The organism is Novosphingobium resinovorum (assembly GCF_027922145.1).
Taxonomy (GTDB): domain Bacteria; phylum Pseudomonadota; class Alphaproteobacteria; order Sphingomonadales; family Sphingomonadaceae; genus Novosphingobium; species Novosphingobium resinovorum.
This window is the reverse complement of the sequence record NZ_BSFC01000013.1, coordinates 56,458-71,351: the sequence shown is the minus strand read 5'-3', so window position 1 is coordinate 71,351 and position 14,894 is coordinate 56,458. Positions and strand designations below refer to the sequence as shown.

11 protein-coding genes and 3 pseudogenes are annotated in these 14,894 nt (G+C 62.6%); 6 read left to right on the top strand and 8 right to left on the bottom strand.

Annotated elements, in window-relative coordinates:
- The first annotated feature begins 11 nt into the window (after nt 1-11).
- The 3 genes from PKE80_RS09105 (at nt 12) to PKE80_RS09095 (ending at nt 3,514) form a co-directional block, all read left to right on the top strand.
- Nucleotides 12-1,817, top strand: a complete 1,806-nt coding sequence (locus PKE80_RS09105) for a gamma-glutamyltransferase family protein (RefSeq protein WP_271182214.1) — start codon at nt 12-14, stop codon at nt 1,815-1,817.
- Nucleotides 1,818-1,883: 66 nt separating this feature from the next.
- On the top strand, nt 1,884-2,438 hold the full coding sequence (locus tag PKE80_RS09100; RefSeq protein WP_271182213.1) for a TetR/AcrR family transcriptional regulator: 555 nt from the start codon (nt 1,884-1,886) through the stop codon (nt 2,436-2,438).
- Nucleotides 2,439-2,473: 35 nt separating this feature from the next.
- Nucleotides 2,474-3,514, top strand: a complete 1,041-nt coding sequence (locus PKE80_RS09095; RefSeq protein WP_271182212.1) for an NAD-dependent epimerase/dehydratase family protein — start codon at nt 2,474-2,476, stop codon at nt 3,512-3,514.
- Here PKE80_RS09095 and PKE80_RS09090 read toward each other — a convergent pair.
- Nucleotides 3,490-3,885 carry a MerR family transcriptional regulator gene (locus tag PKE80_RS09090; RefSeq protein WP_271182211.1) on the bottom strand — a complete coding sequence of 132 codons (396 nt, stop codon included), beginning with the start codon at nt 3,883-3,885 and terminating at the stop codon, nt 3,490-3,492. The two genes, PKE80_RS09095 and PKE80_RS09090, sit on opposite strands and share 25 nt — an antisense overlap.
- Nucleotides 3,886-3,954: 69 nt before the next feature.
- Between PKE80_RS09090 and PKE80_RS09085 the strand changes: the two genes are divergently transcribed.
- Together PKE80_RS09085 and PKE80_RS09080 are read left to right on the top strand one after the other, a co-directional pair.
- The gene (locus PKE80_RS09085) at nt 3,955-4,935 is read left to right on the top strand and encodes an aldo/keto reductase (protein ID WP_271182210.1); all 981 of its coding nucleotides are present in this window, start codon (nt 3,955-3,957) and stop codon (nt 4,933-4,935) included.
- A gap of 27 nt (nt 4,936-4,962) precedes the next feature.
- Nucleotides 4,963-5,175: pseudogene (locus tag PKE80_RS09080) on the top strand (GNAT family N-acetyltransferase); the annotation flags it as partial.
- 12 nt (nt 5,176-5,187) lie between these two features.
- Here the strand turns inward: PKE80_RS09080 and PKE80_RS09075 are convergent.
- Nucleotides 5,188-5,382 (bottom strand): annotated as a pseudogene (locus tag PKE80_RS09075) (IS630 family transposase); the annotation flags it as partial.
- Nucleotides 5,383-5,866: 484 nt separating this feature from the next.
- Here PKE80_RS09075 and PKE80_RS09070 point away from each other — a divergent pair.
- Entirely contained in the window at nt 5,867-6,136 is a 270-nt protein-coding gene (locus PKE80_RS09070) for a transposase (RefSeq protein WP_271182209.1), read from the top strand.
- Between the two features lie 152 nt (nt 6,137-6,288).
- Here the strand turns inward: PKE80_RS09070 and rpoD are convergent, their stop codons facing one another.
- The 6 genes and pseudogenes from rpoD to PKE80_RS09040 form a co-directional block, all read right to left on the bottom strand.
- Nucleotides 6,289-8,322 carry an RNA polymerase sigma factor RpoD gene (rpoD, locus tag PKE80_RS09065; RefSeq protein ID WP_271182208.1) on the bottom strand — a complete coding sequence of 678 codons (2,034 nt, stop codon included), beginning with the start codon at nt 8,320-8,322 and terminating at the stop codon, nt 6,289-6,291.
- Between the two features lie 353 nt (nt 8,323-8,675).
- Nucleotides 8,676-9,377, bottom strand: coding sequence for a cold-shock protein (locus PKE80_RS09060; RefSeq protein WP_271182207.1), 702 nt, complete (start codon nt 9,375-9,377; stop codon nt 8,676-8,678).
- A 981-nt stretch (nt 9,378-10,358) separates the two neighbouring features.
- Nucleotides 10,359-10,616 (bottom strand): LysR substrate-binding domain-containing protein, encoded by a 258-nt coding sequence (locus PKE80_RS09055; protein WP_271182206.1) that lies wholly within the window; start codon nt 10,614-10,616, stop codon nt 10,359-10,361.
- 141 nt (nt 10,617-10,757) lie between these two features.
- Nucleotides 10,758-10,931 (bottom strand): annotated as a pseudogene (locus tag PKE80_RS09050) (cation diffusion facilitator family transporter); the annotation flags it as partial.
- A 4-nt stretch (nt 10,932-10,935) separates the two neighbouring features.
- Nucleotides 10,936-12,993, bottom strand: coding sequence for an AsmA family protein (locus PKE80_RS09045; RefSeq protein ID WP_271182205.1), 2,058 nt, complete (start codon nt 12,991-12,993; stop codon nt 10,936-10,938).
- 261 nt (nt 12,994-13,254) lie between these two features.
- Nucleotides 13,255-14,859: an ABC-F family ATP-binding cassette domain-containing protein gene (locus tag PKE80_RS09040; protein ID WP_271182204.1), complete on the bottom strand. Its 1,605-nt coding sequence runs from the start codon at nt 14,857-14,859 to the stop codon at nt 13,255-13,257.
- Nucleotides 14,860-14,894 lie beyond the last annotated feature (35 nt).

Genomic DNA, 14,894 nt, shown 5'->3' with positions numbered 1-14,894 from the left:
GGAATACAACGATGTCGCATTTCACCGCACGGCCGGAACTTTGCGGGACTTTCGGCGCGGTCGCGTCCACCCACTGGATTGCCAGCGCGGTCGGCATGCGGATGCTGGAGGCAGGCGGAAATGCCTTCGATGCCGCTGCCGCCGCAGGCTTCACGCTGCAGGTCGTGGAGCCGCACCTCAACGGGCCGGGCGGTGACGTGCCGATCCTCGTCGCGCGGGCGGGCGATCCCGCGCCTACCGTAATCTGCGGGCAGGCGCCATCTCCGGCCGCAGCCGACATCGCGGCCTTCACCGCGCTCGGCCTCGACATGATCCCCGGCACGGGGTTGCTCGCGGCCTGCGTTCCGGGCGCTTTCGGCGCCTGGGTCACGATGCTGCGCGATCATGGGACGATGCGCCTGCGCGACGTGCTGGAGCCGGCGATCCATTATGCCCGCGCCGGTCACCCGATCCTCGCAGGTGCCGTTGCAGCCATCGCATCGGTCGCGCCGCTCTTCCGGAAGGAGTGGCAAAGCTCCGCGTCGCTGTTCCTTCCCGGTGGCGATGTGCCCACCGCGGGTACGCTGTTCGCCAATCCGGTGCTCGCGGATTTCTACGAGGGGCTGCTCGCCCATGCCGAAGCGGCGGGCGCCGACCGGGAAACTCAGATCGAGGCGGCGCTGGCCTACTGGTACGAAGGCCATGTGGCCGAGACGATCGACGCCTACTGCCGCAATGCCGAGGCGATGGACAGCAGCGGGCGTCGCCACGGCGGCCTGCTGCGCGGCGACGACATGGCCGGATGGCGCCCGCCGATCGAGGCGCCGTTGTCCATCGAACACGGCGACCACACCCTATTCAAGTGCGGCAGTTGGAGCCAGGGTCCGGCGATGCTGCAGGCGCTGCAGATACTCAAGGGCATGGACATCGCCGCGATGCCGCCGGAATCGCCTGAATACGTCCATACGGTGACCGAGGCCGTCAAGCTCGCCATGGCCGATCGCGATGCCTGGTACGGGGAAGGGCTGGGCGGCGATGTGCTGAGCGTCCTGCTGAGCGAGGGTTATGCCGCAGAACGCCGCGCACTGATCGGGCAGGAGGCGAGCGGGGAACTGCGCCCGGGCGCGCCCGGCGGGGTTCTTCCGCAACTGCCTCCGGTACGCCGCCGGGGCGAAGCGGGCACGTCGATCGGCGGCGGCGAACCGACGATGGCGGGGGAGCGCGGAACAGCGATCGATCGGCACCAGCGCGGCGATACTTGCCATGTCGACGTGGTGGACCGCTGGGGCAACATGGTCTCGGCGACACCGTCGGGCGGCTGGCTGCAATCGAGCCCGGCGATACCGGGCCTGGGTTTCGCGCTGGGAACGCGCATGCAGATGTTCTGGCTGGCCGAGGGACTGCCCAGTTCGCTCCGCCCGCGCACCCGTCCGCGCACGACGCTGACGCCGTCGATGGCCTATCGCGACGGACGCCCCTACCTTGCCTTCGGCACGCCGGGCGGCGACCAGCAGGAGCAATGGTCGCTGCTGCTCTGGCTGGCGCACGTGGTCCATGGCCGCCCGCTGCAAGCCGCGATCGAGACCCCCGCTTTCCACACCGACCATATGCTGGCGAGTTTCTGGCCGCGCGAGGCGGACCTAGGTACCCTGACCGTGGAGAGCCGCTTTTCCGAAGTCGCGCGCGCCGATCTTGTGCGGCGCGGTCACGCGCTTCAGGTCGGCGGTCCGTGGTCCGAAGGGCGGCTTTCGGCCTGTGCCTTCGATGCGAGAGCGGGGGGATTGCTTCGCGCAGCCGCCAACCCGCGCGGTATGCAGGGCTACGCAATCGCCCGCTGAAAGCAGGTTGACGCCGCGCTGCCGTCTAATTTATATCCATCCAGTCAGATAAAAATGGATGGCAGTGTGGGTCGCAAGAAATCTATCGATCGGGACCGGGTTCTCGATGCTGCCGAGGCGGTCGTCGCCGGTGTCGGCGCCGCGCGTCTGACGCTCGAGGGCGTGGCGCGGGAAGCGGGCATCAGCAAGGGCAGCGTCGTGTATGACTATGGGTCGAAGCAGGCGCTGCTCGAAGCTATGGTCCAGCGTGCCGTGGCGCGCGACAATGCCTTCAACGAGGCTGCGGCGGAATCCTGCGATGCTCCCGAGAACCGCACGCTTCACGGGCGCATCGCCGCGGCGGCGCAGCCGTTTCCCGATGCGTTCCGCGCGGCAGCGCTGAACATCTGCGCCGCGCTTGCGCAGGACCAGAACTTGCGCGCGGCGATCCAGGAGAACCAGAGCGTGGTCATCACCCGCATCCGCGCCGAGGCGGATGGCGCGCGCGGCCCGATGCTGGCCTATCTGGCGCTGGAGGGGCTCAAGCTCCTCGAATCCCTCGACTATCATCAATGGCCCGAAGCCGAGCGCGATGCGCTGCTTGGCGACATCCGATGGCTGGCTTCGACGCGGGCCGGCTGACGAATTTCCCTAACAAAAGAAAGCGACACCCCATCATGACCGACCGCATCGCGGAGGGAGGCAGCCGTGCCTTTCTTCCTTCTCCAGACGCGCCCGTTTTCCTGACGGGCGGCAGCGGTTATCTCGGCCGCAATCTCATCCGTCATTTCGTCTCGGCTGGTGCGCCGGTGGCCGCGCTGGTGCGCTCACCGGAGGCCGCGGACGTGGTTCGCAAACTGGGGGCAAGGCCGGTCGAAGGGCGCCTTGACGATCCGCATCTCCCACAAGCGATGGCTGGCTGCGCTGCTCTGGTCCACGCGGCTGCCCATACCGGGCACGGCCCGGAGACGCCGGACCATCAAGCGGTCAACGTCGAGGGCACGCGCGCCGTCTTTACAGCCGCCCGCAAGGCCGGCGTGAAGCGCGCTGTTCACATCAGCACCGAATCCGTCCTTCTCGACGGGAGACCGCTGGTGTGCGTCGATGAAAGCCATCCGTTCCCAAAGCGGTTTCCCGGCGCCTATTCGCGCACGAAAGCTGAAGCCGAGCGCATCGCACTCGCAGCGGCGGGCGAGGGGCTTGGGGTCGTGGCCGTGCGGCCCCGGTTCGTCTGGGGACGGGACGACACGACGGCGCTCCCGATCCTGACTGCGGCGGCGCGTTCCGGCCAGATGGCGTGGATCGACGGGGGGCACTACCTGACTTCGGCGACGCATGTGGCCAACGCCTGCCACGGGATTGACCTTGCCTTGCGCAAAGGCCGGAGCGGCGAGGCCTACTTCATCACCGACGGCGAGCCGATGATATTCCGCAGCCTCGTGACCCGCATTCTGGAGACCCAGGGCATCGCGGCTCCCACCAGGGAAGTACCGTCATGGCTGGTGCGCAGCATCGCCCGGATCGGAGAAGGGCTGGCTATGCTCTCGGGCGGGCGGATCAAACCGCCGGTCACGCGGCAGGATCTCGCGACGATGGCGGTGGAGGTCACGCTGGGCATTGCGAAGGCGCGGCGCGAACTGGGATATGCGCCGCAAGTCTCGGTGGCAGAAGGGCTTGCCGAATTAGCCGACGCTCAACAGTGGCAGATGCCCGGCTGAGGCGCCGCACCCGGCCGGCCTGCCTCCACCCACTCCACTTTCGCCTCCAGGAATGCCAGCGCGGCATCGAGTTCGGTGCGCCGTTCCTGGAGCCGGGCAATCTGGCTGCGCAGGATTTCGGCCGTGCGCTGCGCCGAGCCAGCGCCGCGGCGGTACTCGTCGCCCAGGGCGCGTATTTCCGCCAGCGAGTATCCGAGGGATTGCTGCAGGCGGATCATCTGCGCCGCAGTCACGTCATCCTGCGTGAATACTTGATAAGGATTGGCGCCGCCCTTGGCGCTTCGCTCGGGCTTCAGCAGGCCCTTGTTGACGTAGAAACGAACCGTATCGACCGACAGGCCGGTGGTTAGGGCGAACTGGGAAATCAGCATCAAAGGCTCTTGACCATGGACCATACTCCACACTTATAGGTCATGCCGGTCAACTTTTGGAGTAGATTCATGACAGGCGAAAATGTGCTTCCCCGGATCGTCCTTGGCGACGGCGGCCCCGCAATCGGCACCCAGGGCCTCGGTTGCATGGGCATGAGCGAGTTCTACGGCGAGACCAACGAGTCAGAGGCCTACGCGACCCTCGACCGCGCGCTCGAACTGGGCGTGACGATGTTCGATACCGCCGACGTCTACGGCATGGGCGAAAACGAGCGGTTTCTCGCGCCGTTCGTAAAGGCCAACCGCGACCGGGCCGTGGTCGCCACCAAATTCGGCTATGCCCGCACACCCGAAACGCCCGACGACTGGAGTCTCGATAACAGGCCCGAATTCATCCGCAAGGCGGCCGATGCCTCGCTCGGGCGGCTAGGGGTTGATGTGATCGACCTCTACTACATGCACCGCCGCAGCGCCGACGTGCCGCTGGCCGAATCCATCGGAGCGATGGCCCAGCTTGTCGAGGCCGGAAAAGTGCGGGCGATCGCGCTGTCGGCGGTCTCGGCAGAGGAACTGCGGGAGGCGCACGCGATCCATCCGATTGCCGCGCTGCAGTCGGAATGGTCGATCTTCACGCGCTCGATCGAGGCCGAGGTCGTGCCCGTTGCCGCCGAACTGGGCGTGACGGTGGTTCCCTATTCGCCGCTCGGGCGCGGCATGCTCACCGGGCAGGCATTTGCTGAGGCCATCGGCAGTGGGGATGCCCGCAACCACTTCCCGCGCTTCTCGCCTGAAAACCGGGACGCGAACATGCGCCTCGTCGCGACCATCGACGGTATCGCCACCGGTCTGGGCGTGACTTCGGCGCAAGTTGCGATCGCCTGGCTTTATGCCAAGGCGCGCGAACTGGGCGTGGCGATCTCGCCGATCCCCGGCACCCGCAACCGCACGCGCCTGGAACAGAACGTCGCCGCCGCATCGGTGGTGCTCGACACATCGGTGCTCGAGGCCCTGGAACCGCTGGCGCGCGAAGTCGCCGGCATCGCCGTCTGATATTTTAGAACCGTCGCGAGTCTGGCTATGCACCGACCCAAGATTACCACCGATCGCCTGATCTTGCGTGCCCATACGATCGACGATCTCGATGCCGTGTTCGAACTCGCGACCGATCCGGCGGTGCTCCAGTTCATTCGCGGTCTGCCCACATCGCGCGAGGAGGCATGGCATCGCCTTCTGCGCTATGCGGGACACTGGAGCCTGCTGGGGTTCGGCATGTTCGCGGTGTTCGAACGCGCCAGTGGGGCGTTCATGAGTGATGTCCCTGCGCTCCTGCCAAACGGCCAGAATGTCCGCTTCCCGCTCTTCCATCCGCCGCGAGCGCGTATCCCCGCCGCGGGGCTTTGGGGCAATGTCACCCGTCTCGCGCTACTGTGCTCGCCAGCGAACCGCCGTTGATGGTGCTACACCGAACCGGCCCGCCGCAGCACGGCAACTCGATCCACATTATCCACTATTCACCGCTATGTCTCAGCACTGCTCTGTCTTTGGTATCGCCCAGACCCCTATTTTGGACGGACATTGGCTGGCAGACGAGCGGTGAAGATAACGGACCAAGAACTGCGGGATCACTCAACGGATCGAACTTATTCTCCCCTTGACCGGACCGCTGCTTCCGCAAAAGCGCGGTAGACATGCCTGTCTTTCCGGATATAACCGTATGTATCTGAAAGGAATTATGGACCTCCTGCGGGTTTCTGCCCTGTTGCGATCGTTGGTCGATCTCGGCCCAACCGACGACTGGTGGTACATGGTCGACAGCACTATCATCCTCGCCTCTTGTCGGCTGCTGACGCTAAAGGGGGCTTTGCAAGGAGGCTTTTGGTCGATCACGCGGCATAGACGCCCGCTGCGACAATCATAGCTTCCCTCTCGACTCCACCTGATAAGCGGCGAGTAATCTTATTACGGCGGCATCGATGACCTGATGGCCGCCGCGGTTCCGAAGTCCAAAGCACTGCTCGCTGACAACGGTTACGATGGCAACCGTTTCCGTGAAGACCTGCTCCTGCCCGCCATTCCGCGGCGTTTGAACCGCAAGGCGCCAGAGCATCCCGACTATCGCCGCTACTGCAATCGCAACCGGATCGAGCGCATGTTCGGTTTTCTCGAACACCAGCGCCGCATCGCCACCCGCTTCGAGAAAACCCCGCTTTCCTACCTCGGCTCCTCAACCTTGTTCCAGCAAGGCGGCTGAAGCATTTTGTCAACGCGACCTATAAATACTGAACGGCAGGTCTGGGGGCGGCATCTGGCATGCTGTACGGCTTGCAGGGGCGCGTAAAAACCAATCGTCGCGTATGGTATCGCGCTAGCGGTAACCGGCCAAGACCGGCGACCCGCCTGCGTCTAGTCGAGGAACGCGCGCATGATGCGTGAACGGCTTGGATGCTTGAGCTTGCGTAGCGCTTTCGCTTCGATCTGGCGGATACGCTCGCGGGTCACCGAGAACTGCTGTCCAACCTCCTCCAGCGTGTGATCGGTCGGCATGCCGATGCCGAAGCGCATGCGCAGCACACGTTCCTCGCGAGGCGTCAGCGACGCCAGCGTGCGAGTGATCATTTCCTTCAGGTTGGCCTGGATCGCTGCGTCCACCGGGATGACGGCGTTCTCGTCCTGAATGAAGTTGCCGAGGCTGCTGTCTTCCTCGTCGCCGATCGGCGTTTCGAGGGAGATCGGCTCCTTGGCAATCTTGAGAACCCGCTTCACCTTTTCGAGCGGCATCGACAGTTTCTCGGCCATTTCCTCGGGCGTGGGCTCGCGGCCCTGGTCATGGAGGAACTGACGGCTGGTGCGTACCAGCTTGTTGATCGTCTCGATCATGTGGACCGGGATACGGATCGTGCGAGCCTGATCCGCGATCGAACGCGTGATTGCTTGTCTGATCCACCAAGTCGCATAAGTCGAGAACTTGTAGCCGCGGCGGTACTGAAACTTGTCGACCGCCTTCATCAGGCCGATGTTGCCTTCCTGGATGAGATCCAGGAACTGCAAGCCGCGGTTCGTGTACTTCTTGGCGATCGAGATCACCAGACGCAGGTTCGCCTCGACCATTTCCTTCTTGGCGATGCGCGCTTCACGCTCCGCCTTCTGCACCATGTTCACGATGCGGCGGAACTCGGGCAGCGCCATGCCGGTGGCGGTGGCGATGTCCGAGACTTCCAGACGGATGCGCTCGGCAGGCTCAGCCTCGTTTTCCGCGAAGGCAGCCCACTTCTTGTCCTTCCTGGCCACTTCGGCGACCCATGTGTCGTCCAATTCCCGGCCCGTGTAGGCTTCGAGGAAGTCGGCGCGCTTCACCTTGTGACGCTCGGCCAAACGCAACATCTGGCCACCCAGCGTCGTCAGGCGACGGTTGAAGGAGTAGAGGTTGTCGACCAGATACTCGATCTTGCTCGCGTGGAACTGCACTGCCTCCACCTGCGCGGTGAGATCCTCCCGCAGTTGCAGATACTGGTCTTCTTTCTCGCCCGGGAAATCAATGCCAAGCGCCAGCGCGTCGAGCCGGTCGCTTTGAAGACGTTCAAAGGTGCGGAACAGTTCGGTGATGAGCGCGAATTTCTCCAGCGCTTCCGGTGTGAGGGCCGCTTCCATCTGGCCGAGGGAGAGGGTGTTGTCCTCTTCATCGTCCTCGACCTTGCGCTTGGGGATCGGGTTGCCGTCCTCGTCGACTTCCTCCGAGTTGTCCTCGCCGGAATCGTCATCGTCCTTGAAAGAAGGACCGGCCGTGGCAGCGGAAATCTCGCCGTCGGCTTCACCGTCCTCACCCAGGTTTTCCGGTTGCGGCTCCTTGGAGAGCATGGCGTCGAGATCGAGAATCTCGCGAAGTTGCATGTCGCCATTGTTGAGCGCTTCGGACCAACCGATGATCGCATGGAAGGTCATGGGGCTTTCGCAAAGCCCCATGATCATCATGTCGCGGCCAGCTTCGATGCGCTTGGCGATGGCGGCCTCGCCCTCGCGGCTGAGCATCTCGGCGGCGCCCATTTCCTGCAGGTACATCCGTACCGGGTCATCGGAACGCCCGAGCGTGTCCGCCTTGCGGGTTTCGCCGGGGCGGCGCCGGGAATTGCCTTCGTCGAACTCGGAATCCGAACCCGAATCGTCATCGCGGCCATCGACGGCCTCCACGCCCTCTTCCTGCTCACCCTCTTCATCGTCATCATCATCGTTCTCGACGATCTTGACGCCCATTTCCGAGATCGCGGCCATGATGTCCTCGATCTGGTCGGTGGTCATCTGGTCTTGCGGCAGCGCGGCATTCAACTCCTTGACCGTGATGACGCCCTGGCTCTTGGCGCGCGCGATGAACCGCTGGACCGAACCTTTGTCCAGGTCGAGAAGAGGGGAGTCGTTGTCACCGCTGCGATCGTCGTTCGTCATGTAATCCGTTGTCGTTTTATTGGCCTTTGCGTGACGGTCGTGCCGCCAGGACAAGGTCAGGTTTGAGGCTGCTAAGGGGCAGCCTTTCAAGCAAGAATTGAACTACCGCTGGTCCGGGGCTCAAGTAATGTGTCCGGTCATCAGTTCCAGAAGAAAGCTGATCCCCCGCAGCAGGACGTGTTGTGCGTACGCCTGAAGGGTACTCATTCGTACCCTTGCAGGTATCTGGCCGAAGGCGGGCTGGATCAGCGCCTTCGGCATAAAGCGCGTGTCTTTCCGTTACCGATCGCAATGCGACAGAGGAAAGCCGGAGCAGAGGCCATGGCCACCTGTGGCAGCCATGGCCAAGTCCGTCAGCGCTGGACCAGATTCACGGCAGATGCCTTGCCGCGACGATCGATCTCGATCTCGAATTCGAGCTGATCGCCTTCCGAAAGACCATGCAAACCGGAACGCTCGACGGCGCTGATATGCACGAAAGCGTCAGGCTGGCCGTCATCGCGCACGATGAAGCCGAAGCCCTTGGAGCCGTTGAAGAACTTGACCGTGCCGGTGGCCTTTTCACCAGTCGATTGGCGCGGAGCGGGAGCGGCGGCACGTTCGCGACGTTCAGCAACGATGACCTCACCGACAATAGTCAGTTCGGATGCGGAAACCTTGCCATTGCGCTCGACCAGCTGGAATTCCAGCTGCTGGCCTTCGGCCAGCGTCTCGAGGCCGGCAGACTGCACGGCGCTGATGTGCACGAATGCGTCGTCGCCGCCACCTTCAAGCTGGATGAAGCCGAAACCCTTGTCGGGGTTGAAAAACTTGACCGTTCCACGACCCTGCCCGACGACCTGGCCCGGCCCGCCACGCGAACCACCGCCGCCGCCAAAACCACCACCGCGCGATCCGCCGAAGCCACCACGCTGGCCGCCGCCGAACCGATCACCGCCACCGCCGAAGCGATCACCGCCGCCGCCGCCGAACCGATCGTTGCCACCACCCCAACGATCATCACCACCGCCGAACCGATCACGACCATAGCCGCGATTTCCCTTGTCGAATGTCATCTTTTAAGTACCTTAAGCTACGTCTGACGAAACCTATCCTCGCGAGTCAACGTAGCACGCAAGGCCGCAGAATCCTTCTCAGGATGCAGGGATATAAGGCTATAGCAGCGCCGTAGCTTCTTGGCGACCAGAGTTCTGCATAAGGCCAGATCCCCGGGTCGCCGCATTCCATCGCTTCGTTCACGACATGATTCACGACGGTGTCGGCGCCAAGTCCGATCTTTCCTGCTTGCCGTTGCGCCTCGTTCGGATCTCTAACCTGCCAGTCCGCAATCAGACATTTTATGAATAGGGGGGTAAAAGTAGATGGTTTGTAAATTGGCAACAGAAATTTGCGGGCGATTAATCGTGATGGGTCGAGAAAGGCAGTAGAAAATTTATGTGATAATATTCTAGGAGAGAGCTAAAATGATGAATTCCATGCCGGGCGCGCATGTTTTAGTTGTGTGAATATGGCTGGCGAGCTGCCTCAAACCGCCGATTCAAAACGCTGGTTTGTCATCGCTTGGCCTGCCGGCAACAATCGGGAAGCGTTTTTTCGACGCGGGTCCTATTAGATGCAGCGATGTTAGGATCGACGGCCCGTCGCGAGAGTGGGTAAGACCTCCCGATAGCAGACGCCATGTGGCTTATCGATTCTGTCAGGAGCGCGGATCGAACATTGCGTATCAGATTCGACGTAGAACCGTCGCTGCTGGCGATTCCGCTGGGATCGTTCGAGCATTCCTACTTCGCCAAGCCCGTCGTGTCGTTCGACGAGGAGCGAAGGCATGAATGGGTTGTTTTGGAGGCATCTGAGCACCACAACCGAGCCAGGTTCGGTTTCTTGTCAGGAGCAGACCGTCTGCGCCTGAGAATGGAATATTGGCTACCGAACGGTAGTGACGGGGCGACCACAGAAACGGCAGCAACGCGCCGGCCCATCGCATCCGTGCACGGTTCACGCTGCTCGTCCAGGAAGCAACTTACCAAACGAGTGCCTCACGCCATTGACGGCTTCCGGGCGTGGAGCCGAACGAGGTCGATGAACGCACGCAATTTGGCAGGAACATGGCGACGGCCGGAATAGTATAGGCAAAGCGGCGCCTCCTGCGGCATCCAGTCCACCAGCATCTGGATCAGTTGCCCGTCCTTGATGAGCGGCGTAATGGTCTGCTCAGCCAGATAGCCCCACCCCATCCCGGCGAGCGTGGCATCGAGCATCAACCCACTATCGTCGAGGATCAATCGACTGGGCACGTCGAGTTCGAGGCGTTCGTAATCGCTCTACCTTGCCGCCATTGCTTTCTGGTGATGAATGGCGATTCAACCTAGATCGGGTGAGGCTCGCGAATATGGGCGATGCTTTCATACATCGGAATGTCAGCGGCGCTGATCTTAGAGAAGCAGAAGCTGGTTCTCGCTGTCCATTAGCGAATGAACGCTTTCGGTGGCCATCGCCGATGAGCCGCGGATCCCGGCTGCGACGAACTTTGCGATCGCGATTCGAAGGTTTGCTGCCAGCGCACCGTAAATCACGATTTTGTCTCGAAAGACACCGGATGTCTTGGCCATGGCGCTAATTCTTTTTGGTTGAACCATTGCCGACATCGTCACGCGGCTTGCCGTTGGAAGTGCGCTGGGCGCTTGCATTTGCTCCCGCAAGAACAGGGCCGCAAGCGGTTGACTTCGCATCACCGGGGTCGACGAATGCCAGCAATCCGGCAACTGGGGTGGCAAGCAAGGCAAGGCCAAGTCCGGCCCCGGCACGGCCGACAAGTTGCGGGCTGATCACCTGCAGTTTCGGTTCCGAGAAATGACCACCCAGGCCAACGGGAGACTGGCCGGAGAACAGGCTGAACTTCTTGCCGTCGGCACGGAAAGCCATGTCTACCGTCTCGGTCGCGAAACTGAAGCCCCCGCGGCCGATCACCACGTTCTTGCTGGTGTCGATCAGGATCGGGTCGGCCGCGGCGGTTCCACCTCGGACGGTGAAGGCCAGCAGGCCGCAATTGACCTCGATCGGTTTCTTCAGTTTGCCCTGAAACATCTTGGAGACGAAGGTTCCGAGGTCCAGTTCGGCGAGTTGCGCATTCTGCGTCCACAGCGTACCCTGCGGCATGACAAAGGCGATCCGGCCCGATGACGTCGCCAGCGAATCGTGGATCGTGTCACCTCTTCCGTCCAGTTCGATCCTGCCGCGAATAGTGCCGGTAGTACCGGAATCGGCGAGACCATAACCCGCCAGCAGGCGGCCCATCGGCGTCGAGGCCAGACGGATATCGTAACGGATCGCGGAGGGCCGCTGGCGGGTGTCGATCACGAAGTCCGAGGCCACGTCGCCGCGCGCCATGGAGAATGTCAGCGGCGACAGCGCCAGTCGCCCCCTGTCCAGCGACAGTTTCAGCGCGATGTTCGAGACGGGCACGTTCTTCGATCGGACCACGCCGATTTTCCAGTCGAGACCGGCATCGAAGCGTTGCATCATCGCAACCGGCAGTTCTGCGTCGGGAAGGATGCGGCGGGCTCCTGCTCCTGTCTGCGCAGCGGCAGCCATCGCGCCCTGCGAAGCTACGACATCGGGGTTGTAACCGATAAATGGGGCCGCATCGACAATGTCGAGGCGCCGGGTTTCCAGCGCGGCGTCCAGCCTCAGTCGCTGCGCATTGGTCACGGTGAAGCGGCCCGACAGGTCGGATTGGCCAAAAGTTCCCGTCATCCCTGTGAAACGATAGGTCTGCGCGTCCTTCACAAGCTGCGCCTCGAGCGCATAGCGGCGTGTCTGCGGAATGACGACATCAATCACCGCCATTAGGTCGGACAAGTCCCGCCCTTTGGCCGCGACTTTCAAGGGAACGTCCTCGAACTCTGTGAGGGCGGGCAGGGTGCCGGAAACGTCGATGACGCTATTGGCCGCCCATGCGCGCGCCTGTAGTCGGTTCTCTGCTCCGGAAAGACTGGCATCGGGGGACAGCAGTTCAGCCGTCAGGCGAAATGGCGTAGTGCGAAAAGTGCCGCTGCCTTTCAGCCCCACTGCCTTGCCGATCCGCGTATCCGTAGCCGCGATCGGATCAATGGTGAGGTTGGCGAGGAGCGGCATCTGCGGGTCGATGTAATGGATCTGCGTGCCGGTAATGTTGGCCCTGTCGATGCGTGGCATTTCGAAAGGCTTGCCTTCCCCGCTCGTTGCGAAAGTCCAGGTATTGCGCCTGTGGCCGGCATCCCATTCCAGATTGATGACGCCCCGATCGAGATCGAGTGCATAGACATGGCGATGCCCCAAAAGCAGCGAAAGCGGGGCGATCCTGGCTTCGATGCGCCGGGCGGCGAAAAGGGTGTTTTCCTTTGCCCATTGCGGGTTGGATACGGCCAACTCCTCGGCCACGAACTTGATCCGCAGCGGGGCGAAATAGAGCTGGAAGTTGCCGCCGACCTTGACCGTGCGATCGCTTAGCGAACTGGCGATGCTTTCGAAAGGGTGTCTGAGGAACCGGCCCTTGGTTATGAACAGAAGCAACCAGACAGCGAAGATCGCGGTGAGAATGGCAAGCAGGACATTCCGCGCGATGCTCCAGCGCCGCCGTCGTCTGGCGAAAGATATCGTCGCAGGCGGTTGAGATGCGGCTGGCGGTTCCATAAGGTCCACATCGCTTGAGCGTGGGTTTTGGTTTCAGGTGTTACCGTCGCCGGGACGGCTTCACGGCAGGGCTTAGGCGATTACCTGGTCTCCGATCGGCGTTTCCATGAAGTGATGCCCGCCCGGCGCAATGACCCAGCCGCCGACCGCGCATGGTGAATAGCGATAGCTGCGTAATGTTCCGGGGCTAGGCCTTGTTTTGGCGACCAAGATCGGGCGCACGGCATTGCTCGGTTCAGTCTGCGGCCTCTCGGTCAATGCTCATGTCGAGCGAATCCAGCCGCCAGTTTCCAGTTCGACCGTCCGCGTAATGCGAATTCGATCCAAAAATCGTCGATCGTGACTGACCACGATTAACGCGCCATCGTAGGCCATCAATCCGGCTTCGATCGCAGCGATCGATTCGAGGTCGAGATGGTTCGTCGGCTCGTCGAGGATAAGGAGCGGCGGCGGAGCAGGGTTGCCCAAGATGCAGGCAAGGCCGGCGCGCAGGATCTGCCCTCCGCTCAGGGCGTGGACGGCCTTGTCGGCTGCTGCTGCCCTGAAGCCGAAACGAGCCAGCGCCGCGCGACATGCATTATTGTCCACCCCCTCGTTTAGTCGCGAGAAGTTCTCAGCGATGGTCTGTTCCTTGTGCAGGATGGTGGCCTGCTGATCGAGTAGCCTACGGGGAACGTGGCATTCCGCTCGGCCTGACGACGGGGTAAGTTCGCCGATGATGACCCGCAGCAAAGTCGATTTGCCGCTGCCATTCGCTCCGGTTATCGCAACCCGTTCGGGTCCGACGATGCGCAGTGACATGTCGCGTAATATCGATGCCCCATCCTCGTATCCTGCGGAGACATGCTCGAGCGTAAGAACATCGCGAGACGGGTTAAGGCCTGTCGTCGCGATCTGAACCGAGATGGGCTGGAATATTTCGATCCGCGCCCTTGCCCGTTTCACAGCGAGTTCCGCCTCGCTGCGCTGCCGTTCGGCGAAGCGTCTGTTTTCTCCGCCGCTGTTTTCCGCCTGCTCGCGGCGGGCCCCGAGCAGGATACGCGGCATGCCGCCACGACCGGCCTGGCGATTTCCCGCTGCATCGCGCCGCTGCTGACGCTCTGCGGTTATTTGCGTCTTGCGGGTCACTTGCGCCCGATGGTGCTCGGCCGATGCGAGATCATGCTCGGCGGCAGCGAGTTCAACGGCCTTGCGTGCGCAGTAATCACTCCAGTTGCCACCATAACGCGCGGCCCCCAGCGAGGTAAGTTCGATGATCGAGTCCATGGCGTCGAGCAATTCGCGGTCATGGCTCACGACGATGGCGCCTGCACGCCAGTGCGCCAGCATATCGATGACGGCCGCTCTGCCCTCTGCGTCAAGGTTGTTCGTCGGCTCATCAAGCAGCAGAAAATCCGGCTGGGTGAAATGCAATCCCGCCAGCGCCGCGCGTGTCCTCTGTCCGCCCGACAGGCAGCCGAGCGGCGTATCGAGCGGTATCGGCAGCCCTAGGCAGGCCAGTGCGTCGGCTGCGCGGGTTTCCACGGTCCAGTCGGCCTCGACCAGTTCGTCCAACGTCGCGGTGCCGGCTTCGGCGCCGCGAAGAACCGCGAGTGCATCGGCGATTCCGAGCAGATGCGCCACGGTGCCGTCGGCCGATGCCTGTACAGCCTGCCGTAGCAATCCCACTGTGCCCTGAACGCGAACGGTTCCTCTGGACGGCGACAGGTCGCCGCAGATGAGGCTCAGCAGCGTCGATTTGCCAATGCCGTTGCGTCCGACAAGGCCGGCGCGTTCCTTGCTGAAATCGAGGGTCAGGTCATCAAGAACGCGGCGGCCGTCAGGCGCGGGCCAGGTGAGTTTGGAAATGGAAATGGAGGCAGGCATGAACACAGGTTTCCTTGGCGGCAAGGCGGGTAGGC

Bases quoted from the DNA above. Each gene is read 5' to 3' on its own strand.
- PKE80_RS09040 (WP_271182204.1), bottom strand. From the start codon at position 14,859: ATGCCTGCCTCCATTTCCATTTCCAAACTCACCTGGCCCGCGCCTGAC.
- PKE80_RS09085 (WP_271182210.1), top strand. From the start codon at position 3,955: ATGACAGGCGAAAATGTGCTTCCCCGGATCGTCCTTGGCGACGGCGGC.
- PKE80_RS09060 (WP_271182207.1), bottom strand. From the start codon at position 9,377: ATGACATTCGACAAGGGAAATCGCGGCTATGGTCGTGATCGGTTCGGC.
- PKE80_RS09090 (WP_271182211.1), bottom strand. From the start codon at position 3,885: ATGCTGATTTCCCAGTTCGCCCTAACCACCGGCCTGTCGGTCGATACG.
- PKE80_RS09105 (WP_271182214.1), top strand. From the start codon at position 12: ATGTCGCATTTCACCGCACGGCCGGAACTTTGCGGGACTTTCGGCGCG.
- PKE80_RS09045 (WP_271182205.1), bottom strand. From the start codon at position 12,993: ATGGAACCGCCAGCCGCATCTCAACCGCCTGCGACGATATCTTTCGCC.
- rpoD (WP_271182208.1), bottom strand. From the start codon at position 8,322: ATGACGAACGACGATCGCAGCGGTGACAACGACTCCCCTCTTCTCGAC.
- PKE80_RS09095 (WP_271182212.1), top strand. From the start codon at position 2,474: ATGACCGACCGCATCGCGGAGGGAGGCAGCCGTGCCTTTCTTCCTTCT.
- PKE80_RS09070 (WP_271182209.1), top strand. From the start codon at position 5,867: ATGGCCGCCGCGGTTCCGAAGTCCAAAGCACTGCTCGCTGACAACGGT.